This window comes from Gordonia abscondita, from assembly GCF_032711245.1.
Taxonomy (GTDB): domain Bacteria; phylum Actinomycetota; class Actinomycetes; order Mycobacteriales; family Mycobacteriaceae; genus Gordonia.
In genome coordinates this window covers 3,047,918-3,067,611 of the sequence record NZ_CP128986.1, presented here as the reverse complement: position 1 = coordinate 3,067,611, position 19,694 = coordinate 3,047,918, and the positions used below count along the sequence as shown (strand labels likewise).

19 protein-coding genes and 1 pseudogene are annotated in these 19,694 nt (G+C 67.7%); 3 read left to right on the top strand and 17 right to left on the bottom strand.

The genetic code is table 11. From position 1 onward, the window contains the following. Position 1: 1 nt before the first annotated feature. The 11 genes from priA to nadA form a co-directional block, all read right to left on the bottom strand. On the bottom strand, positions 2-748 hold the full coding sequence (gene priA / locus MP11Mi_RS14460) for a bifunctional 1-(5-phosphoribosyl)-5-((5-phosphoribosylamino)methylideneamino)imidazole-4-carboxamide isomerase/phosphoribosylanthranilate isomerase PriA (RefSeq protein WP_420039590.1): 747 nt from the start codon (positions 746-748) through the stop codon (positions 2-4). A gap of 5 nt (positions 749-753) precedes the next feature. Then, positions 754-1,035 carry a hypothetical protein gene (locus tag MP11Mi_RS14455; protein WP_420039589.1) on the bottom strand — a complete coding sequence of 94 codons (282 nt, stop codon included), beginning with the start codon at positions 1,033-1,035 and terminating at the stop codon, positions 754-756. Then, positions 1,036-1,671, bottom strand: a complete 636-nt coding sequence (gene hisH / locus MP11Mi_RS14450; RefSeq protein WP_420039588.1) for an imidazole glycerol phosphate synthase subunit HisH — start codon at positions 1,669-1,671, stop codon at positions 1,036-1,038. It abuts the gene before it with no gap. A gap of 54 nt (positions 1,672-1,725) precedes the next feature. Next, on the bottom strand, positions 1,726-2,367 hold the full coding sequence (gene hisB / locus MP11Mi_RS14445; RefSeq protein ID WP_420042114.1) for an imidazoleglycerol-phosphate dehydratase HisB: 642 nt from the start codon (positions 2,365-2,367) through the stop codon (positions 1,726-1,728). A gap of 2 nt (positions 2,368-2,369) precedes the next feature. Then, complete coding sequence (locus tag MP11Mi_RS14440) at positions 2,370-3,500, bottom strand: histidinol-phosphate transaminase (RefSeq protein WP_420039587.1); 1,131 nt, start codon at positions 3,498-3,500, stop codon at positions 2,370-2,372. Then, a complete protein-coding gene (hisD, locus tag MP11Mi_RS14435) occupies positions 3,497-4,822 on the bottom strand; it encodes a histidinol dehydrogenase (protein WP_420039586.1) in 1,326 nt (441 codons plus the stop codon). The genes MP11Mi_RS14440 and hisD overlap by 4 nt, the downstream gene beginning before the upstream one ends. A gap of 181 nt (positions 4,823-5,003) precedes the next feature. Beyond that, positions 5,004-7,238 (bottom strand): serine/threonine-protein kinase, encoded by a 2,235-nt coding sequence (locus tag MP11Mi_RS14430; RefSeq protein WP_420039585.1) that lies wholly within the window; start codon positions 7,236-7,238, stop codon positions 5,004-5,006. Between the two features lie 106 nt (positions 7,239-7,344). Next, entirely contained in the window at positions 7,345-8,154 is an 810-nt protein-coding gene (locus MP11Mi_RS14425) for a hypothetical protein (protein ID WP_420039584.1), read from the bottom strand. A gap of 68 nt (positions 8,155-8,222) precedes the next feature. Beyond that, positions 8,223-8,696, bottom strand: coding sequence for a GNAT family N-acetyltransferase (locus tag MP11Mi_RS14420; RefSeq protein WP_420039583.1), 474 nt, complete (start codon positions 8,694-8,696; stop codon positions 8,223-8,225). Between the two features lie 34 nt (positions 8,697-8,730). After that, positions 8,731-9,624 (bottom strand): carboxylating nicotinate-nucleotide diphosphorylase, encoded by an 894-nt coding sequence (gene nadC, locus MP11Mi_RS14415; protein WP_420039582.1) that lies wholly within the window; start codon positions 9,622-9,624, stop codon positions 8,731-8,733. Next, complete coding sequence (nadA, locus tag MP11Mi_RS14410) at positions 9,621-10,631, bottom strand: quinolinate synthase NadA (protein ID WP_420042113.1); 1,011 nt, start codon at positions 10,629-10,631, stop codon at positions 9,621-9,623. The genes nadC and nadA overlap by 4 nt, the downstream gene beginning before the upstream one ends. A 242-nt stretch (positions 10,632-10,873) precedes the next feature. Between nadA and MP11Mi_RS14405 the strand changes: the two genes are divergently transcribed. Then, entirely contained in the window at positions 10,874-11,551 is a 678-nt protein-coding gene (locus MP11Mi_RS14405; protein WP_420039581.1) for an NUDIX hydrolase, read from the top strand. Positions 11,552-11,656: 105 nt separating this feature from the next. On the opposite strand, the pseudogene MP11Mi_RS14400 reads toward MP11Mi_RS14405, so the two are convergent. From MP11Mi_RS14400 to MP11Mi_RS14375, 6 genes and pseudogenes are all read right to left on the bottom strand, one after another. Next, positions 11,657-12,175, bottom strand: a pseudogene (locus MP11Mi_RS14400) (DUF2567 domain-containing protein); the annotation flags it as partial. Next, a complete protein-coding gene (gene bsaP / locus MP11Mi_RS14395; RefSeq protein WP_420039580.1) occupies positions 12,172-12,432 on the bottom strand; it encodes a biotin synthase auxiliary protein BsaP in 261 nt (86 codons plus the stop codon). The gene bsaP and the pseudogene MP11Mi_RS14400, both read right to left, overlap by 4 nt. A 78-nt stretch (positions 12,433-12,510) precedes the next feature. Next, positions 12,511-13,545: a biotin synthase BioB gene (bioB, locus tag MP11Mi_RS14390; RefSeq protein ID WP_420039579.1), complete on the bottom strand. Its 1,035-nt coding sequence runs from the start codon at positions 13,543-13,545 to the stop codon at positions 12,511-12,513. 61 nt (positions 13,546-13,606) lie between these two features. Then, positions 13,607-14,335, bottom strand: a complete 729-nt coding sequence (bioD, locus tag MP11Mi_RS14385) for a dethiobiotin synthase (protein ID WP_420039578.1) — start codon at positions 14,333-14,335, stop codon at positions 13,607-13,609. Further along, a complete protein-coding gene (locus MP11Mi_RS14380; protein WP_420039577.1) occupies positions 14,332-15,480 on the bottom strand; it encodes an 8-amino-7-oxononanoate synthase in 1,149 nt (382 codons plus the stop codon). Before MP11Mi_RS14380 ends, bioD begins: the two co-directional genes overlap by 4 nt. Beyond that, complete coding sequence (locus MP11Mi_RS14375; protein ID WP_420039576.1) at positions 15,477-16,757, bottom strand: adenosylmethionine--8-amino-7-oxononanoate transaminase; 1,281 nt, start codon at positions 16,755-16,757, stop codon at positions 15,477-15,479. Before MP11Mi_RS14375 ends, MP11Mi_RS14380 begins: the two co-directional genes overlap by 4 nt. A gap of 113 nt (positions 16,758-16,870) precedes the next feature. Here MP11Mi_RS14375 and MP11Mi_RS14370 point away from each other — a divergent pair, with 113 nt between their 5' ends. Continuing rightward, entirely contained in the window at positions 16,871-17,434 is a 564-nt protein-coding gene (locus MP11Mi_RS14370; protein ID WP_420039575.1) for a TetR family transcriptional regulator, read from the top strand. Positions 17,435-17,517: 83 nt separating this feature from the next. Next, complete coding sequence (locus MP11Mi_RS14365) at positions 17,518-19,668, top strand: acyltransferase family protein (RefSeq protein ID WP_420039574.1); 2,151 nt, start codon at positions 17,518-17,520, stop codon at positions 19,666-19,668. Positions 19,669-19,694 lie beyond the last annotated feature (26 nt).

Sequence of the window (19,694 nt, the reverse complement as noted above, 5' to 3'; positions counted from 1 at the left end):
GTCACTTCGTCGCGGACACCGCGGCCAGCGCTTCAGGCAACGTGAACCGGCCCGCATACAGCGCCTTACCGATGATCGCGCCCTCAACTCCGAGGTCAGTCAGTTCGGCGATCGCAACCAGGTCGGCGACCGTCGACACGCCGCCCGAGGCCACGACGGGTGCATCCGTCGCGCGCGCAACCTGCGCAAGCAAGTCCAAGTTGGGTCCAGTCAGCGTGCCGTCCTTGCTCACATCGGTCACCACGTAGCGGGCACAGCCGTCAGCGTTGAGTCGCTCGAGCGTCGCCCACAGGTCACCGCCGTCAGTCACCCATCCGCGGCCGCGCACACGCCACGCTTCGCCTTCGCGCAGCACGTCGAGTCCGACCGCGATCTGGTCGCCGTACTCGGCGATAGCGCGGGCACACCACTCGGGGTTCTCGATGGCGGCCGTCCCCAGATTGACCCGGGTCGCGCCCGTAGCAAGCGCCGCCTCCAACGTCGCATCGTCGCGGATGCCACCCGACAACTCGACGTTGATGTCGAGTTCACCCGCCACCTCAGCGAGCAGCGCACGGTTCTCGCCGCGACCGAACGCCGCGTCCAAATCCACCAGGTGCACCCAGTGCGCTCCACCCGCCTGCCAGGCCTGAGCGGCATCCCGCGGCGAACCGTACGACGTCTCCGATCCCGCCTCGCCCTGGACCAGGCGAACCGCCTGCCCATCCACAACATCGACCGCAGGGAGCAGTTCGAGAGTCTTACCCATTGCTTTCAGTTTCCCGCTTCCTCATCGCGTGCCGCCGCACGGGCACGCCGTTCGTCTATCTCAGCCTGCACACCGGCCATCATCCGCCGCGAGACCACAGCGATCGCCACGACCACACCGACCACCGCGACGAGCGCGATGACGAGAGCCGCAGTAGGCGACGCCTGCGCGACGAACAAGATGATGATCGCCGCGACGATGATCACCCCGGTCGCAGCACCGAGCGAATACGCGACCATCTTCCCGAACGAGAATTCGGTAGCCGCCGATCGTCTGGTGTCCCCCATCTACAAACTCCCGATCCAGTTGGTCAACAGTTGCGCCCCCACATCACCAGACTTCTCCGGGTGGAACTGGGTGGCCGACAACGGCCCGTTCTCCACGGCGGCCAGGAACCGGCCGCCGTGATCGGACCACGTCAGACGCGGCGGAGCGATCTTCGATCCCGCCGAGTCCATCGACCATTCCTGCACCGCGTACGAATGAACGAAGTAGAAGCGCGCATCGTCGTCGATGCCCGCGAACAACGTCGAACCGTCCGGCGTCTGCACTGTGTTCCACCCCATGTGCGGCAACACATCCGCCTGCAATCGGGTCACCGAACCCGGCCACTCGCCGCAACCGGGCGTGTCGACGTCGAATTCGACACCGCGGTCGAAGAGGATCTGCATGCCGACACAGATGCCGAGCACCGGACGGCCACCGGCGAGCCGACGACCGATGATCCGGTCGCCGCGCACCGCGAGCAGACCCTCCATGCACGCCGCGTACGCGCCGACGCCCGGGACCAACAGCCCGTCGGCGTTCAGCGCGGTATCGAAGTCGGACGTGATCTCGACGTCAGCGCCCGCACGTTCCAATGCTCGCTGCGCCGAACGGAGATTCCCCGACCCGTAGTCGAGCAGCGCGACCTTCCGCGTCACAGCACACACCCCACAATCGCTCCGCTCACAGCGCACACCCCACATTCGCTCCGCTCACAGGCTCCCCTTCGTCGACGGAACACCGCTCACGCGCGGATCGGGTTCGACTGCTTCACGCAACGCACGGGCGACGGCCTTGAACTCGGCCTCGGTGATGTGGTGCTGGTCGCGACCGTACAGGACACGCACATGCAGGGCGATGCGCGCGTTAAGGGCGATCGACTCGAAGACATGGCGGTTGATGACCGTCGAATACGACGAGTACGGGCGGTCGCCACCGGAATAGCCGCCGATGGTCGCGGTCAGCAAGTGCTCCGGTTCGCCGGTGTGCACGATGTACGGGCGTCCCGAGACGTCGACGATGGCCTGTGCGAGCGTCTCGTCCATCGGGATCCACGCGTCGCCGAAACGGCGGATACCCTTCTTGTCGCCAAGCGCCTGCCCGATCGCGGTGCCGAGGACAATCGAGGTGTCCTCCACCGTGTGGTGGGCATCGACCTCTATGTCGCCCTTCGCGTGGACCGTCAAGTCGAAACTGCCGTGCGCGCCGAATGCCGTCAGCATGTGGTCGAAGAACGGCACACCGGTGTCGATGTCAGTGACGCCGGTCCCGTCGAGGTTGATCTCCACGACGATCGACGACTCCCGCGTCGTCCGCTCGACGCGAGCGATCCGATCCTGGCCTGCGTTGGTCACACTCACTGCTTTCGCTCGGTGGCGGCCAGCTTCTCGCTGACCGCCAGGAAGACGTCGTTCTCGGCGGGCAGTCCAATCGTCGCACGCAGCCGCCCGGGAATGCCCACATCTCGGATCAGCACGCCTTCGTCGAGGAATCGCTGCCAGGTCGCGGGCGCGTCCGCGAACTCGCCGAACAGGACGAAGTTGGCGTTCGACGGGCAGACGTCGTAGCCCATCCCGGTGAGTGCGGCGACGACCCGGACGCGTTCGGCGACGAGCGCGGCGACCGAGCCGAGAGTCTCGACACTGTGGCGCAGCGCGGCCCGCGCCGCGGCCTGCGTGATCACCGACAGGTGGTACGGCAAGCGCACCAAAAGCAGCGCTTCGATCATCGCCGGGGCAGCCGCCAGATAGCCGAGCCGGCCGCCAGCGAACGCGAACGCCTTACTCATGGTGCGCGAGACGATCAGCTTGTCGCCGTACTCATCGAGGAGACTCACCGCGCTCGGCTCGTCGGAGAACTCGGCGTACGCTTCGTCGACGATCACGATGCCGGGGGCCGCGCGGACGATGGCTGCGACATCCGCTGCCACCAGGGACTCCCCTGTCGGGTTGTTCGGCGACGTCACGAAGACGACGTCGGGACGGTGTTCGGCGATCGCCGCGATCGCCGCAGCCACATCGAGGCTGTAGTCATCGGCGCGGTGCGCCGGGATCCACGTCGTCTGCGTCCCGTCAGAGATGATCGGGTGCATCGAATACGACGGGACGAAGCCCATCGCGCTGCGACCCGGACCACCGAACGCCTGCAGCACCTGCTGAAGGATCTCATTCGACCCGTTCGCCGCCCACAGATTGTCGACAGTCAACCTCACACCCGTCGCACCCGACAGATACGCGGCGAGATCGGTGCGGAGGTCGACGGCGTCCCGGTCCGGGTAGCGATGAAGTTCCTCGGCCGCACTACCGACAGCCTTGGCGACGTCGTCGACGAGCGCCTGGCTCGGCGGGTGTGGGTTCTCGTTCGTGTTGAGCGCGACCGGGACCTTGAGTTGAGGTGCACCATAGGCGGACTTTCCGCGCAGATTGTCACGCAACGGCAGGTCGGCGAGAGTGAACCCGGAACCGGGCGCGGTGGGGTCCGAGGTCATCGCTGTTTGCTCGCGAACCGTGCGGTGACGGCTTCCCCGTGCGCGGGCAGATCCTCCGCGTTCGCGAGAGCTACGACGTGGTCGGCGACGTCGGCGAGCGCGGCACGGTCGTAGTCGATGACGTGGACGCCGCGCAGGAACGTCTGCACCGACAGGCCTGACGCGTACTTCGCCGAGCCGGTGGTCGGCAGCACGTGGTTCGATCCCGCGCAATAGTCGCCGAGGCTGACTGGAGAGAACGCTCCGACGAAGATCGCGCCTGCACTGGTGATGCGGTCGGCGACCGCGGCCGCATCGCGCGTCTGGATCTCGAGGTGTTCGGCCGCGTATGCGTCGACGACGGCGATGCCTGCCGCCAGATCGTCGACCAGGACGATGCCCGACTGCTTGCCCGTCAGCGCGTCCCGCACACGCTCAGCGTGCTTGGTGGCGTTCGCGGCGTCGTCGACCGCCGCGTCGACCGCGTCCGCGAACGACTCGCTGTCGGTGACCAGCACCGACGCTGCCAGCACGTCGTGTTCGGCCTGACTGATCATGTCGGATGCGACGATCGCCGGGTCGGCGGAGTCGTCGGCCAAGATCGCGATCTCGGTGGGGCCGGCCTCCGAGTCGATCCCGACGACGCCGCGCACCAGACGTTTGGCGGCGGTCACGAAGATGTTGCCGGGGCCGGTGATGAGGTCCACCGGGTCGAGCGTCGCGCCGTCGGTGTCGGTGCCGCCGTAGGCGAGCAGCGCAATGCCTTGCGCGCCACCGACCGACCAAACCTCGTCGACGCCGAGCAGCGAGCACGCTGCGAGAATCGTCGGGTGCGGCCAACCACCGAAGTCGGCCTGTGCGGGCGAGGTGACGACGAGCGAGCCGACGCCTGCTTCCTGGGCGGGGACGACGTTCATGATGACGCTCGACGGGTACACGGCGTTACCGCCCGGCACATAGAGGCCGACGCGGCGGACGGGAATCCACTTCTCAGCGACGGTCCCGCCGGGAACCACCTGGGTGACGACCGTCCGACGTCGTTGTTCGGCGTGAACCAGTCGAGCCCGTCTGATCGACTCCTCCAACGCCGCGGTGACGTCGGCGTCGAGGGCCTCCCGCGCCTGCGCGATCACGTCGGCGGGGACCCGAACGCCCGCGGGCCGGACCTTGTCGAACTGCTCGGTGTAGTCCAACGCGGCGGCGACTCCATGCTCGGCGACCGCTTCGACGACGGGGGTGATGCGAGGCAGCACGGCGTTGACGTCGGTTCCGCCACGGGGCAGCGCGCGACGCAGTTCACTCAGCGTCGGGACCGCGCCCCGCAGGTCGGTACGGGCAAGCATGGGTATCTCCACTCAAGGTCTGCGGATTGGGCTCCCACCAGGATATGCGGTGGCCGCAAACCGTTTGCGATCGCCTCACACGATGCGAGTCGACATCGCGGGCACAAGTCCCACAATTTCGACGAATTTCGCCCGGATCTACGGCTCCGTGTCCATATACGTGAGAGTTGTGCCGGAGCGGTCAGACGATCCGTTCGCCACGGAGATAGAGGTGACCGCCCGCCGAGACGACGCTAAGCCCGCCATCCTCGACCGGCAGTGTCCACAACGGCTTGTCCCCACCTGGACCGTAGACGCGCACACCGTCCCGGGCCGACACCGCGACCCGAGTGCCGTCCGTCCCGAGCATGTCGTACACCTCGTACCCGGACGTCGACGAGCCAGCGCCGGTCGCAACGTCGAACCACGCGAACCGCCGAATGTCAGAGTCTCCGTCGGACGCCATGTTGTCGATGAGCGCGGACCGCCCGGCGGCAGTCACATGCGCGCTGTAGGCGCCGCCGAGTCGGCGCGACCACAGGACGTCGCCGGTCTCCGGATCGACGACGCCGATGTTCTTGTCGAGGTCGGCGAGCAGCGGCAGTCCGGGCGCAGGCGTGGTGAGCGACGTGCCCTGCGCGACGTACATCGGCCGCCAGTCGTCGGGCACGGCCGCTAGCTGGCTGCCGTCCGTGTCGTAGAAGTGGCCCGCCAGGGTAAACCCGGTGGCATAGGGCGCGAATTCGGGCGCCGACACGTACTGATCGTCGGTTACGGGCACGCGAGCGACTTCCTTGTTGTCGGCGACGCGCACCGCTACCACCTCTTCGGTAGCGAACGCCCCGGACCCCTTCGGCGGCGTCACACCGACGACCGGCCCGCCGACAGCGACCGACGACGTCGACTCCCGCGACCACAGGCGGTGACCTCGCCGATCGAGCACCTCGACGTCGAACGACTCGCCCGACCCACCTGCCACCACCACACGATCCCCGACGACGGCGAACGAGGCACTGCTCGACGAGACGCCCTCCGATGCGGTTCGCACACCGCGCTCGAGGTCGAAGAACGCCAAGGAGCGACCGAAGCCGACCTGGCACACCGCCCACGTCGCCTTCTCGTCGACTCCACACTCGACGGGGGCGTCGTCGCCGCCGATCGGCACGGTTCGTCGCAATTTCGCGGTCGCCGCGTCCACGATGTCGAGCGCACCATCGCGGCCGACGAGCACGATGTCGCCCACCGCGCCCACCACCCGGATGTTCTGATCGCCGTCGGGCGCCTGGTACCTCCACGCCGACGCAGTCGGCGTGGCTTCCAGTGACGGGAGCAGCGGTGTGATCGCAGGCAGGTCGAGGGCGCGCGCCGCGTCGGTCGGTTCCTGAACGTACTCACCTTCGCTCGTCAGAAGTCGCGGAATCCCGACCCACAGTCCGACGACGAGCGCCACGACCACGGCGAGGACTCCGCCCGCGATGAGCAACCGCCGCCTGTTCGACGCGGGGCGCGGCAGAGTCGGCGGCGCCTGGACGGTCGGCGAGTACTGCTGGTGGACGCCGGCCGGCGGTCCGGCCGGCGGTCGGGCCGGGTGCTGCGCGAGCGCCCCGGACAGCGTCGCCGCGAACTCCGACGCGGACGCGTACCGCTGGGCCGGGTCTTTCGCGGTCGCCCGCGCGAGCACTGCGTCCACCGCATGCGTCAGATCCGGGCGCCGTGGAAGCACCGACGGAAGCGGTTCGTTGAGCTGTCGCGAGATGACCCGCGCCGCGCTACTGTCCGCGAACGGCGCGCCGCCGGTCAGCAACGCGAACGCGGTGCACGCCAGCGAGTACTGGTCGCTGCGTCCGTCGACCGCTAACCCCTGCAACTGTTCGGGCGAGGCGAAGTCAAGGGTGCCGACCGCAGTTCCGGTCGCAGTCAACGAGGAGTCGGGCAGTTGCGAGCGGGCAATCCCGAAATCGGCGAGCAGGACGTCACCGTCGTCGCTGAGCAGGATGTTCGCCGGCTTCACATCGCGGTGCACGAGTCCGCGCTGGTTGGCGCGGTCGAGTGCGTCGCCGACGGTCGAGACGACGAACGCGACTTGGTTCGCGGCGAGCGGACCTTCGGCTGCGAGCCGTTCGGCGAGGTCGCGGCCTTCGACGTAGGCCATCGCTATCCACAGGCGTCCGTCGCTCTCGCCCCGGTCGTAGACGGCGACGATGGCGGGATGGCGCAGTCCCGCAGCAAGTTCGGCTTCGCGCTCGAACCGCGCCCGATATGCCGGGTCGGCGGTCAGGTGCGGTGCCAACACTTTGATCGCGTCGTGCCGGGGAAGCCGAGGGTGCTTCGCGAGATAAACCTCGCCCATTCCGCCCGCACCGAGTCGGCGTTCGATCACGTACCCGGCGAACTCGGCGCCTGGCGACATACCGCTTCCGGCTGGTCTCTCGGTCATCGTCGGCCACCGCCGATCAGCGTGTTCACCGAGAAGACGCTATACGAACGCGACGGACGAATCAGGCGTACCTCATTCGCGTGAACGAGCGTCGCCGCCGCGACGATCAGTTCGGCAGCTGCAGGTCGGGGCGGTAGTGACGCAGCCAGGCTCCGACCGTGCCGTGCACCCAGCCCGCTTCGAACTCACCGGGAAAGATCAGTCCCTGTTCGGTCGTGTGGGACTGTCCGCGGCGCAGATGTGCGCGGCCGCCCGACACACGGTCGTGTGCCTTCAGCCGGGCACGGCTCGCGCCGGGGAGTGGGGTGAGCGTTGCGCGCCCGACGATGCCAGCCGCGACCTTCGTCTGCGCGGCCGCGAGGACGCCGTTCGCGACACCGCCTGCCGCACCCGCGCGCGCGAGGTTCGCCCTCCTGCTGCTCGGGAGCGCCGAGTTCCGGACTTCGATACGGCTGACCGTCGCCCACGGCATGTCGATGGCGATGGTCCCGTCGGTGCGCTGCATACCGTGCGGCATGAGACGCAGCCGTTGGAGCTCGCCGAAGGTGCGTGTCAGCCGCACTTTGAGGCGCATGTACATCGAGCCGGCGACGACCGCGCCGCCGACCAGTCCCGCGACAAACGACACCGCCGCCACGTCGGGGACGATGATCCCGACGATCACAGCGATGACGAGTGCGGCGAACAGGAACGTGAACACGAGCAGCGGGATCATGCGCCGCATCTCGGAGGTCGGCTGCAGGATGCAGCGCAGTTCGACGGGCGTGGTGAAGTCCGCCCCGGCGTCAGACCGGCCGAACGGCTGGTACTGCTGCCGGACCTGAGGTCCCGGACGGGTCGGGCCCGGAGGCGGGACGGGGCGGTCTGGTTCGGGAAACCGTCCGAACGGCCTGCCGCCTGATGCACCTGAAGTCACCTGGCGAATAGTAGCGCCGACAAAAGGGTTGGCGCCGATTCTTCATTCGACCGACGGACAGCGTCCCGTCACAAAGCGGGCGACCCCGACCTACGCATCGGCACGTGCGGGATCCCGTCTTCGACGAACTGCGGCCCGACGACGGCGTACCCCCACCGCGCGTACATGTCCCCCAGACGGGCTTGGGCGTCCAGCACGCTCGGCCGATCCCCGATCTCGGCGACGACGGCGTCGAGGATCGCACTGGCCAATCCGGTGCCGCGCAGCTCGTGGCGGGTACAGACACGTCCGATGCGCAGCTCGCTCCGTCCGTCTGCGAGTCCGTCGACGAGAAGGCGAGCCGTCGCGACCGGGGCCCCGTCGGGATCGGCACACCAGAAGTGAATCGTCGACGGCTCCGCGTCACGCCCGTCAATTTCCGGATACGGACAGTTCTGCTCCACGACGAACACGTCGACACGGAGTTTGAGGATTCCGTGGAGCGTCGCGGGGTCGAGATCGGCGAGCGGTCCGGAGTGCACGTAGTGGGCCACGACTCCCATGATGCCGGAGAGTCCGGATCACCTGTCTGGACAGTCACATGTCTAAACCGAAATCGAGCACGGACACCGAGTGCGTGAGCGCGCCGACGGCGAGGTAGTCGACACCGGTCCGCGCGTAGTCCACAGCGACGTCAATCGACAGCCCACCTGACGATTCGAGCTTCGTCTCGGGCGCCTTAGCATCCCTGCGTTGGACGGCCATCTGCGTCTCCCAGGGCTCGAAGTTGTCGAGCAGCACGAGTTGCGGAGTCAGCGGCAGCACCTCGTCGAGTTGGGCGAGGGAGTCGACCTCGATCTCGACTGGGACGTCGGGGGCCACCGCACGGACAGCTTCGAGGGCTCGCACGACCCCACCCGCCGCGACCACGTGGTTGTCCTTGATGAGAGCGGCGTCGCCGAGGCCCATGCGATGGTTGACGCCCCCACCCGCCCGAACCGCGTACTTCTGCAGCGCACGCATGCCCGGCATCGTCTTGCGCGAGTCCCGGATCTTCGCGGTGGTCCCGTCGATGGCCTCGACCCACGCGGCCGTGGCGGTGGCGACACCAGACAGGTGGCACAACAGGTTCAACGCGGTCCGTTCAGCGGTCAACAACGCACGAGTCGGGGCCGTCACCGCGAGAGCCACCGTCCCCGGCTCCACGTGGGCGCCGTCGTCGATGCGCTGCGTCACCTCGTAGCGGCCCGCACCGATCACTTGGTCGAAGACCGCGAGCACCACGGGTAGTCCCGCGACCACGCCGTGCTGACGCGCGACGATTTGTGCCTGCGCGATCGCGTCATCGGGCACAGTCGCCAGTGACGTGATGTCCGGACCGTACCGAAGGTCTTCGATCAACGCGGTCCGGATCAACGCCAGCAGGTCCTCGTCGATGTCGACGACGAGATCGCCGGTCGTCGCCTCGTCACCGATGAACGTCCCCGTCATTCGCCGCCGCCCGGGTTGCCGATAGCGATCATCCGCTCGACGGAGGCGCGTGCGCGGTCGGCGACGTCGGGCGCCACATGGACCTCGTCCTTGCCTTCGGTAAGGCACCGCAGCAACGCAGCGGGCGTGATCATCTTCATGTACGGGCACGCGGCACGCGAGTTCACGGCCTGGAAGTCGACCTCCGGCGCCGCCTTCCGCAATTGGTGCAGCATGCCGACCTCGGTCGCCACTAGCACCTGCTTCGACTCAGTGGCCTTCGCCGCGTCGATCATGCCGCCCGTTGACAGAATCTGCACCCGATCCTGTGGGACAGTGCCTTCGCCGGCGAGGTAGAGGGCGCTCGTCGCGCACCCGCACTCCGGGTGGATGAACAGGGCCGCATCCGGGTGCGAGTCGACCTGATCGGTCAGCTCGTCACCGTTGATGCCCGCGTGGACGTGGCATTCGCCCGCCCAGATGTGAATGTTGTCGCGTCCGGTCTCACGCTTGACGTGGGCGCCGAGGAACTGGTCCGGCAGAAACAACACTTCTCGGTCGGGGTCGATCGATGCGACGACCTCGACCGCGTTCGACGACGTGCAGCAGATGTCGGTCAGGCCCTTCACCTCAGCGGTGGTGTTCACATACGACACGACGAGGGCGTCCGGGTAGTCGGCCTTCCACTCGCGCAACTCGTCCGCGGAGATCGAGTCGGCGAGCGAACAGCCCGCGCGCTCGTCCGGGATCAGAACGCGCTTGCCCGGGCTGAGGATCTTCGCGGTCTCGGCCATGAAGTGGACGCCACAGAAGATGATCTCGTCGGCGTCGACTTCGGACGCGATACGCGAAAGCGCCAGCGAGTCGCCGACGTGATCGGCGATGTCCTGGATCGCGGGCAGCTGATAGTTGTGCGCGAGGATCGTCGCGTTGCGGGCCGCGGCGAGCCGCTTGATTTCGGCCGCCCAGGCGGCGTCTGGTTCGACGCCGCCGTACGCGGCGGGGATTCCGTGTCGCGGGTCGGGCATTCCGAGATCGGTCTCGGTGCGGGTGATGACGGTTCCAGTTGTCATGGCGGGAACTCCAATTCGCAGCGTCCTGCGTCGACGGGGCTGAGTCGACGCACCAGATCCGACGGTTTCCGATCAATGGTCGATAACCTCGTTGCAATCGTATCACTCGACGGTGTGACCCCGTTCTCACCGGTGCGGCGGGCCGAAGGCCCCTACCGTCGGATCACCACGAGCGCGGCAGACATACACTGACGGCCATGGCCGAATCCGTGCGGGTGGAAGTGCTGACCGCGGTGTTCCAGGTCCGCGAGCGCGGCAGTGCCGGGCACACTCTCCATGTGCTTCTCGTCCGCCGAGACGACGACTGGGCGCTGCCCGGGGGCGCGATCGGCGACCGCGACACCCTCTCCGCGTCCGCGCAACGTCACCTCGCGGAGCAGGCTCGGCTCACACGGGTCGCGCACCTCGAGCAGCTGTCGGTATTCTCCGATCCCGACCGCGTCCCGGGATCACGGACCATCGCATCGACGTTCCTCGGGCTCGTCGCCCGCGACATCCCCACCGATCCGACGTCCGACACCGCTGCCTGGGTGAACGTGACCGCGTTGCCCACTCTCACGGCCGACCACGCGCAGATCATCCGCCAAGCTCGACGCCGACTCGCCGCGAAACTCTCGTACACGAACATCGCGTTCGCGCTCGCGCCGGGCACCTTCCCGATGTCGGAACTGTCTGAGATCTACGGCGCCGCGCTCGGCTACACCGTCGACGCCACCAATCTGTTACGGATCCTGTCGAGGCGCGGGGTGGTCGTGGCCACCGGCACCGTCGGACGCACCGGTCGGGCCGGCGGGCGACCGCCCAGCCTGTACGCCTTCGCCGACGCCAGCCTGCGGGTGACCGACGAATTCGCCACCCTGCGGCCGCCACTCTGAATTCCCAGCGGAATCGACGGCAGTCGAATTGACGGCGGCTGTGGCCTGGAACGACCAGTCGGGTGTCGGGGTGTCTGGCCGTAACGTCGGATTCTTCGCCGCGAGCACGCATAAGAGATAGACGAGGATCGCGGTAGTCGGCGCGCAGACCAACAGCAGCCAGGGCGGGGACACGTCCGAGTCGAACCACAGTCTGGCCGTCAACTCGTAGTCGCCGGGAACGTTCTCGTCCAACGCCGGACGTACAGCTTTGGCGATGCGGGTGCCGATGTCCATCGCGAGTCCGGACGAGACGATCGCGATCACCGTCGTCAACAACAGGCCGGGCACACCGCGCATGGACCGCAAACCGAACCACGACCCCAAGGCCAGGACGACGCCGAGACCGAACGAGAGGAATGCGAATGTGGCGACCCCGCCGAACAGGTTCGCCGCGGAGCCCTCGCCGAACTGTGCTTCACCCGGCGCGGTGACCGTCGCGGTCACCGTCGGCGACAGCCACACCCACAGGCCACCGACCAGCACAGACAGCGCCAGCACGACGACGATGAAGACGACCGGCTCGCGATAGCGAACCGCGAACGACGACGGTGCCTGCCGGGACGGCGACGTTGCGAGTGTCATCGGCGACCGAATTCCACCGAGTCGACGGTTCCGTGCCGGGAACAGCGCGCGCCCCATCCGTCGGGGACGATCTGTACGACCATGCGGCGGCCGCATTGACCACAGAACCGAGGCGGCTCCAACCCGATACGGGCGGCAGCGGGGACGGCGTCGTCGGTCTGCAGTTCGAGTTCGACGCCCGTATATACGCCGAACTTAAGTGGCTCAGTGAGCGGTCCCGGAACCGTCCGGGTTCCGATCGAGTCGATGCCGATCATCTAGTGCCTCCTGTCGACGCCGGGCGCGACCACGACGGTACACCCCGCACCACCGGCGTCAGATCGTGTCCACCGACGTCAGATCGTGTCATTGAGCACCTTGATGGGCATCGACAGGTCAGCGAGCAGATCGAGGTCGTTCTCGGCGGGACGGCCCAGCGTCGTCAGGTAATTGCCGACAATGACCGCGTTGATGCCGCCAAGGATGCCCTGTTCGGCTCCGAGGTCGCCGAGGGTGATCTCGCGTCCGCCTGCGAACCGCAAGATGGTTCGCGGCAAGGCTAGTCGGAACGCGGCGACCGATTTGAGAGCTTCCGATGCCGGGAGCACATCGAGATCGCCGAACGGCGTGCCCGGTCGCGGGTTAAGAAAATTCAACGGCACCTCGTCGGGTTCGAGTGATGCGAGGTCGGCAGCGAACTCGGCCCGCTGTTCGAGCGACTCGCCCATCCCGAGGATGCCTCCGCAGCACACTTCCATTCCGGCCTCGCGGACCATGCGCAGGGTGCCCCACCGCTCCTCCCACGTGTGGGTGGTGACGACGTTCGGGAAATGGCTGCGTGCGGTCTCCAGGTTGTGGTTGTAGCGGTGCACTCCCATCGCCGCGAGCTCGTCCACCTGGTCCTGGGTCAGCATGCCGAGGCTGCAGGCGATCTGGATGTCGACCTCGTTGCGGATCGCTTCGATTCCGGCAGCGACCTGAGCGAGCAGCCGCTTGTCCGGTCCGCGGACTGCGGCAACGATACAGAACTCGGTGGCTCCGGTCTTCGCGGTCTGCTTCGCGGCCTCAACGAGTGACGGGATGTCGATCCACGCGCTCCGAACGGGCGACGCGAACAGTCCCGACTGGCTGCAGAAATGGCAGTCCTCGGGGCAACCACCGGTCTTCAGCGAGATGATCCCCTCGACCTCCACCTCGGGCCCGCACCAGCGCATCCGCACATCGTGGGCCAAAGCGAGGATCTCGGTGAGTCGATCGTCGTCGAGACGCAATACCGACAGGACCTGGTCCTTGTCGAGTCCGACTCCGCGTTCGAGCACCTGCTCGCGCGCGATGTCGAGAATGTCGCCGGTCGTTGACGCGGCGTCCTGCGGCTGTTCGGTGGTGGTCACTGTTCGATCTCCTGTCGATGGGCTGATTGGGTGTCTGCCAGTTCTTGACTGGCAGGCGGTTCTAGACGGGTAGGCGGTTCTTGACGGGTGGGCAGCGCATTTCGTCGGGGCCGACGACGCCAGCAGCGGACACCCACCCGGGCGCTGAACGCTGGAAGTCGGCCGGGGTCCGTGAACCCGCGCCGGCCGGCACGACCGCGATGATCGGCACCCCGGTGAGCCGTTCCAGATCCGCGCGATTACATTCCATCGCCAGATCCGGTTCCGCGGGCCAGGACCCGATGACGAGTCCGGCCACCGCTACGTCCGCGCGCCGGAGTTCACGGACGGTGAGTTCGGTGTGGTTGAGGGTGCCGAGTCCCGGGTCAGTGACGACTACGATCGGTGCGTCCAACGCCTGGGCGACGTCGACGATCGTCAGATCCGGAGCGAGCCGCACCAAAATGCCGCCCGCGCCTTCGACGATCACCAGATCGCAGTCGGCTGCGAGTTCGTCGACCGCGGCACGGACCGCGTCCATGCTCAGGAACGGCATCCCGGCCCGCAACGCGGCCGTTTCCGGTGCCAACGGATCCGGATAACGGATCGGTTCGCGCGTCGGCAAGTCACCGACGAGACCGACGACGGTGTCGAGGTCTCCGCCCGCACCCCCGGTGACGCCCGTCTGCGCGGGTTTGCACACCCCGACACGCAGCCCCGCTGCGCGGGCGGTCGCCGCGAATGCGGCGACCGCGACGGTCTTGCCGATATCCGTGCCGGTTCCGGCGACGACGAGGATGCGGGCGTTCATCGGGTCGCGACTCCGCTCGACCAGCGGGTGTCATCGAGTGCGGAGTGGACGACGGCCGCGACGGTGTCGAGCGTCGCGTCGTCGAGGTCGGCGCGCACGGTGAGGCGTAGCCGCGATGTACCCTCCGGCACTGACGGCGGGCGGAAGCATCCCACCAGGACTCCCCGATCTCGGCAGTAGGCGGCGGCGGCGACCGCGTCCACCGGGTCGCCGACGATGAGGGAGACGACGGCTGAGTCGGTCGCCGGAGCGTTCAGTGCAGTGGTGAGCCGCTCGGCGTTTCGTCGAAGGCGGAGCGGCAGGCCCGGATCGTCTACTAGGACACGGAGCGCGGCATGTGCTGCGGCGACAGCGGCCGGGTTGACGGCGGTGTCGAAGATGAAGGTCCGCGCATGGTCGATCAGATGGTCGCGCAGCAGACGGGATCCCGCGACCACTCCCCCTTGCGCGGCGAGCGACTTCGAGCAGACGGCGGTCACCACCAGGTCGTCTGCCCCGGCGAGTCCGCTCTCGGCGACGACACCGCGCCCGCCCGGCCCGCGGACACCGATCGCGTGCGCCTCGTCGACGAGAAGCATCGCGCCGTGCTCCTGGGCGGCCGCATACAGTTCGCGCACCGGAGCCAGCCGTCCGTCCACGCTGTACACCGAGTCGGTCACGACGAGCGCACGCTGCTCGGTGCGCTGCGCGAGCACTCGCCGGACGGCGTCGTGGTCGCCTCGGTCGACGACCTCGACCCGAGCCCGCGACAGCCTGCATCCATCGACTAAGGAGGCGTGGGCCCCAGTGTCGCTGACGATGAGGTCGCCGCGTCCGACGAGCGCGGTGATCGCGCCGACGTTCGCGAGATACCCGGACGAGAACACCAGCGCCGCGTCCGTGCCGAGGAACCGCGCGAGGTCATCCTCGAAGTCGACGTGGGCCTGCGTCGTCCCAACGACGAGCCGTGACGACGTCGATCCGGTGCCCCACGCGTCGATCCCGGCATGTGCGCCCGCAATCACCGCGGGGTGTCGGGAGAGACCGAGGTAGTCGTTGGACGCGAGATTGATTTCGCTCGCGTGCGGTTGCCGCGCGATCGGCGCCCGGTGCAGACCGGCCGCGACGGTGCGCTCAGCGACTGCGGCGAGCCACTCGGTGCTCATGCGGTCTCGAGGGTCGCGTGGACGCCTGCGGTGATCGCTCCGGTGACGGTCCCGAGGTCGGCGTCGTCGGTGACAAAGGGCGGCATCGTGTAGATCATGTTGCGGAATGGGCGCAGCCAGACACCTGCGTCGAGGACCGCGTCGGTGGTCGCGCGCATGTCGACCGGCCGATCGAGTTCGACGACGCCGATCGCGCCGAGCACGCGAACGTCGACGACACCGTCGACGTCGGTGAGACCGGCGAGTCCGGTGCGCAGCCGTGCCTCGATCTGCGGTATCCGTCGGCGCCAGTCCGACGCGGCGAGCACGTCCAATGAGGCGCACGCGACAGCGCACGCCAGCGGGTTCGCCATGAACGTGGGTCCGTGGGCGAGGCCACCAGCTTCACCTCGGCTGATGACGTCGGCGATCGCATCGGTGGTCAATGTCGCGGCGAGCGTGAGGTATCCGCCGGTCAGAGCCTTGCCGACGCAGAGGATGTCGGGAGCTATCCCGGCGTGGTCGACGGCGAACAGCGCCCCGGTCCGACCGAAGCCGGTCGCGATCTCGTCGCAGATCAGGAGTACCTCGTGGGCGTCACACAACTCGCGCAGGGCACGGACCAGACGCGGATCGTGAAAGCGCATGCCGCCCGCGCCCTGGACGACGGGCTCGATGATGACGGCGGCGAGCCGGTCACGGTGCTGGGTCAACGCATCGTCGACGAGCGCGACGTAGTCCTCGTCGTACTCGACGGGTGGCGCGGGCACGAACACCTGCTCGGCGATCACGCCGCGCCACATGGCGTGCATGCCGCCGTCCGGGTCGCACACGCTCATCGGCGCGAACGTGTCGCCGTGGTAGCCGCCTCGCCAAGTGAGAACACGGTTGCGCGTCGTCCGCCCGAGGCTCCGCTGATACTGGACGGCCATCTTGATCGCGACTTCGACGGCCACCGATCCGGAGTCCGCGAAGAACACTTTGGTCAGTGGGTCGGGGGTCAGATCGACGAGCGCGGCCGCCAGTCGCGCAGCGGGTTCGTGCGTCAGACCACCGAACATGACGTGCGACATCTTCCGCAACTGGTCCGACGCGGCCGCGTCGAGCGCCGGGTGCCGGTACCCGTGGATCGCCGCCCACCAGGAACTCATGCCGTCGATGGCGGTCGTCCCGTCGGCAAACGTGAGTCGCACCCCGGACGCCGATTCGACGACCCGGGGCGACGTCGTGGCCGGGAAGCCACCATATGGATGCCAGACGTGATCGGCGTCGATCCGCTCGATAGTGACCTGATCCATCTCGTCCTCCTCGTCTGCTCCCCGTCACAGCACCTTGCCGCAGTCCTGAACACTGTACAGGTACGCCTGTACGCCGTACAGGACGGAGTATGCGAGGCGGTTACCCTGGCCCAGTGAGCAACTCCAGGTCCGACGTCCTCGCCGCCGCCCGTGCCATCTTGGCCGAGCACAGCCTCGCCGACCTGACCATGCGGCGGCTGGCCACCGATCTCGGCGTCCGACCGAATGCGCTCTACTGGCACTTCCCGAATAAGCAGACGATGCTCGCCGCACTGGCCGACGACATCCTCGACGCTGTCGTAGTGCCGACGGAAGGCTCTGCGCCCGAACGCATCCGGAGTGTCGCGACAGCCATGCGCGCCGCCCTGCTCGCCGTTCCCGACAGCGCCGAGATCGTGTCGTCCGCATGGGCCTCCGGACTGTCGAACCGGTCGGCCGTCGAGACGATCGTCACCGTCGCCAGCGATGGCGGACTCGATGAGCGGACCGCCGCGGGCGTCGCGACCGCCGTCTGCCAGTTGACCATCGGCCTGACCATCGAGGAGCAGACCCGCACGCAGATGGAGCGTCTCGGAGTCACCGGGCCGTCCGGTCGTGACTTCGACGGCGAGTTCGAGGGCGGCCTCGACGTCATCGTGTCGGGCGCTCACCCACGCACCGCTGTCTCCGCCGATTAGAGGTCGCGCGTCCCGGTTGAGTAGATTCATCAGTCGTTCATGAAGAAGGACACGAATGTCCGCCGACCGAAACGACCGAGACCGTGACAGCCACCGCCCCGACACCTGACTTGAGGCCCGCATACCGCACAGACCTGGACGGCCTGCGCGGAGTCGCGATCACCCTCGTCGCCTGCTTCCACGTCTGGTTCGGCAAGGTCTCCGGCGGCGTCGACGTGTTCCTCACCCTGTCGGGCTACTTCTTCATCGGCTCGCTGCTGCGACACGCGATCGCGAGCGCGGACCCGGTCGCGACGTTCCGCGACACCTTGAATCCCTGGCCGCGCCTATCACGTCTATTGCGCCGCCTGCTGCCCGCGCTGATCACCGTGCTGATCGGCGTCGCGATCCTCACCGTGACGATGCTGCCGCAGACCCGGTGGGTCAACATCGGCCGCGAGGTCATCGCGAGTGCCCTCTACTACCAGAACTACTATCTCGCCTGGAACTCGCAGGACTATCTGGCCGCGAGTTCGGCGAACAGCCCCCTGCAACATCTGTGGTCGATGTCGATGCAGGGCCAGTTCTTCGTCTCGGCCATGCTGTGCGGACTGATCCTCGCCGCGCTTCTCAAACTTCTCGGCACCGCGCTGCGGGCGTTCACCCGGCCCGCCGTCATCCGCACCGTCTTCGGCGTCGTCGTCGCTGTGGTGGCCGCTGTGTCGTTCGCCCATGCGACTGTCCAGCACGGCGTCAATCAGCCGTTCAACTATTACGACACGCTCGCGCGGCTGTGGGAGCCGCTCGTCGGCGGACTCCTCGCCATCTGGATGCCGCGGGCACGAGTGCCGTCGTGGCTACGCACCCTCGTCACGGTCGGCGCACTCGCGCTGATCGTCTCGTGCGGTTGGTGGATCGACGGCGTCGCCGAATATCCGGGTCCGATGGCGTGGGTGCCGGTCGGTGCCACACTGCTGATCATCGCGTCGGGCGACGTCCCGGGAACGCTTCCGTCCGCGAACCGAGTACTCGCCTCCCGACAAGGCGTGTGGCTGGGCAACCTCGCCTACGCGCTATACCTGATCCACTGGCCGCTGCTCATCTTCTACCTGGCGTACGTCGAGTCTGATCACGCCTCGATCGTCGCGGGAGCGTGCATCCTCGCCGTCTCGCTCGGCTTGGCGTGGCTCACCAAGCGATACATCGAGGATCCGCTGCGGGGCGGGCAGCGATCCCCCTTGGCTGCCCGACACTGGCCGGGACGTCCCCGGATCCAGTACGCCGCCGTCCTCACCGCACTCCTGGTACTCGGTGCGGCCTGCGTGGGTACCGGAGCGAAACTGTGGGAACGGCACATGTCGACCGTCACCGTCGACACCACGAACCTCGATCCCCGCCTGTACCCGGGCGCCCGCGCCTGGACCGACGGAATCCCCGTACCCGCCCTCGATCCGCAGCCGACTCCGCTCGCCGCAGAGTTCGACCTCGCGCCGACGACCGCCGACGAGGTGATGGCCGACTTCGCCGACCTCGACTTCCATGTCGGCGTCTACGGCGATCCGAACGCGACACGGACTCTCGCGGTCGCGGGCGGATCACACGCCGAAATGTGGGTTCCCGCCCTCGACATAATCGGGAAACGCAACGGCTTCAAGGTGACCACCTATCTGAAGATGGGCTGCCCTCTCACGCTGGACGAGAATCCGAAGCGCACCGACGGGACGCCCTACCCTGAATGCGCGCGGTGGGTCCGCACGGTGCTCGACGAGCTCGAACGTGTGCGCCCGGACGCTGTCTTCACCAACTCGACCCGCCCGAATCCGAACGGCCCAGCCGACTATGTGCCACCCGGCTACCGTCAGGTGTTCGACGAACTGACCGCGGCGGGTCTGCCGGTGGTCGGCGTCCGCGACACGCCATGGCCGCATCGCGACGACGGCCGACCGATCGCGACACCGAGTTGCCTGGCCGCGGGCGGCGACGCGCAGAGCTGCGGCTCGAACCGCGCCAACTCGCTAGCCCCGATCGACCCGATCACCGACTACGCTCGCGGCAATCCACTGCTCTACTCGATCGACCTGTCCGACAGCGTCTGCGACGACACGTTTTGTCCGGCGGTCGTCGGTAACATCATCGTCTACAAGGACAATGACCATTTGGGAGCGACGTACGTCCGAAGCCTGAGCAGCGCCCTATCGCAATTGTTGGCGCAGGCGCTGCCCTGGACCGGACCCCCGTTCGGCCCGTTCGACTGATCGGGCGACCCGCCGACGATCGGAGC

What these genes read in the sequence shown, in the direction of transcription:
- priA (WP_420039590.1), bottom strand. Translation starts at nt 748, where the DNA reads ATGGGTAAGACTCTCGAACTGCTCCCTGCGGTCGATGTTGTGGATGGG.
- MP11Mi_RS14455 (WP_420039589.1), bottom strand. Translation starts at nt 1,035, where the DNA reads ATGGGGGACACCAGACGATCGGCGGCTACCGAATTCTCGTTCGGGAAG.
- MP11Mi_RS14440 (WP_420039587.1), bottom strand. Translation starts at nt 3,500, where the DNA reads ATGACCTCGGACCCCACCGCGCCCGGTTCCGGGTTCACTCTCGCCGAC.
- hisD (WP_420039586.1), bottom strand. Translation starts at nt 4,822, where the DNA reads ATGCTTGCCCGTACCGACCTGCGGGGCGCGGTCCCGACGCTGAGTGAA.
- MP11Mi_RS14430 (WP_420039585.1), bottom strand. Translation starts at nt 7,238, where the DNA reads ATGACCGAGAGACCAGCCGGAAGCGGTATGTCGCCAGGCGCCGAGTTC.
- MP11Mi_RS14420 (WP_420039583.1), bottom strand. Translation starts at nt 8,696, where the DNA reads ATGGGAGTCGTGGCCCACTACGTGCACTCCGGACCGCTCGCCGATCTC.
- nadC (WP_420039582.1), bottom strand. Translation starts at nt 9,624, where the DNA reads ATGACGGGGACGTTCATCGGTGACGAGGCGACGACCGGCGATCTCGTC.
- nadA (WP_420042113.1), bottom strand. Translation starts at nt 10,631, where the DNA reads ATGCCCGACCCGCGACACGGAATCCCCGCCGCGTACGGCGGCGTCGAA.
- MP11Mi_RS14405 (WP_420039581.1), top strand. Translation starts at nt 10,874, where the DNA reads ATGGCCGAATCCGTGCGGGTGGAAGTGCTGACCGCGGTGTTCCAGGTC.
- bsaP (WP_420039580.1), bottom strand. Translation starts at nt 12,432, where the DNA reads ATGATCGGCATCGACTCGATCGGAACCCGGACGGTTCCGGGACCGCTC.
- bioD (WP_420039578.1), bottom strand. Translation starts at nt 14,335, where the DNA reads ATGAACGCCCGCATCCTCGTCGTCGCCGGAACCGGCACGGATATCGGC.
- MP11Mi_RS14380 (WP_420039577.1), bottom strand. Translation starts at nt 15,480, where the DNA reads ATGAGCACCGAGTGGCTCGCCGCAGTCGCTGAGCGCACCGTCGCGGCC.
- MP11Mi_RS14375 (WP_420039576.1), bottom strand. Translation starts at nt 16,757, where the DNA reads ATGGATCAGGTCACTATCGAGCGGATCGACGCCGATCACGTCTGGCAT.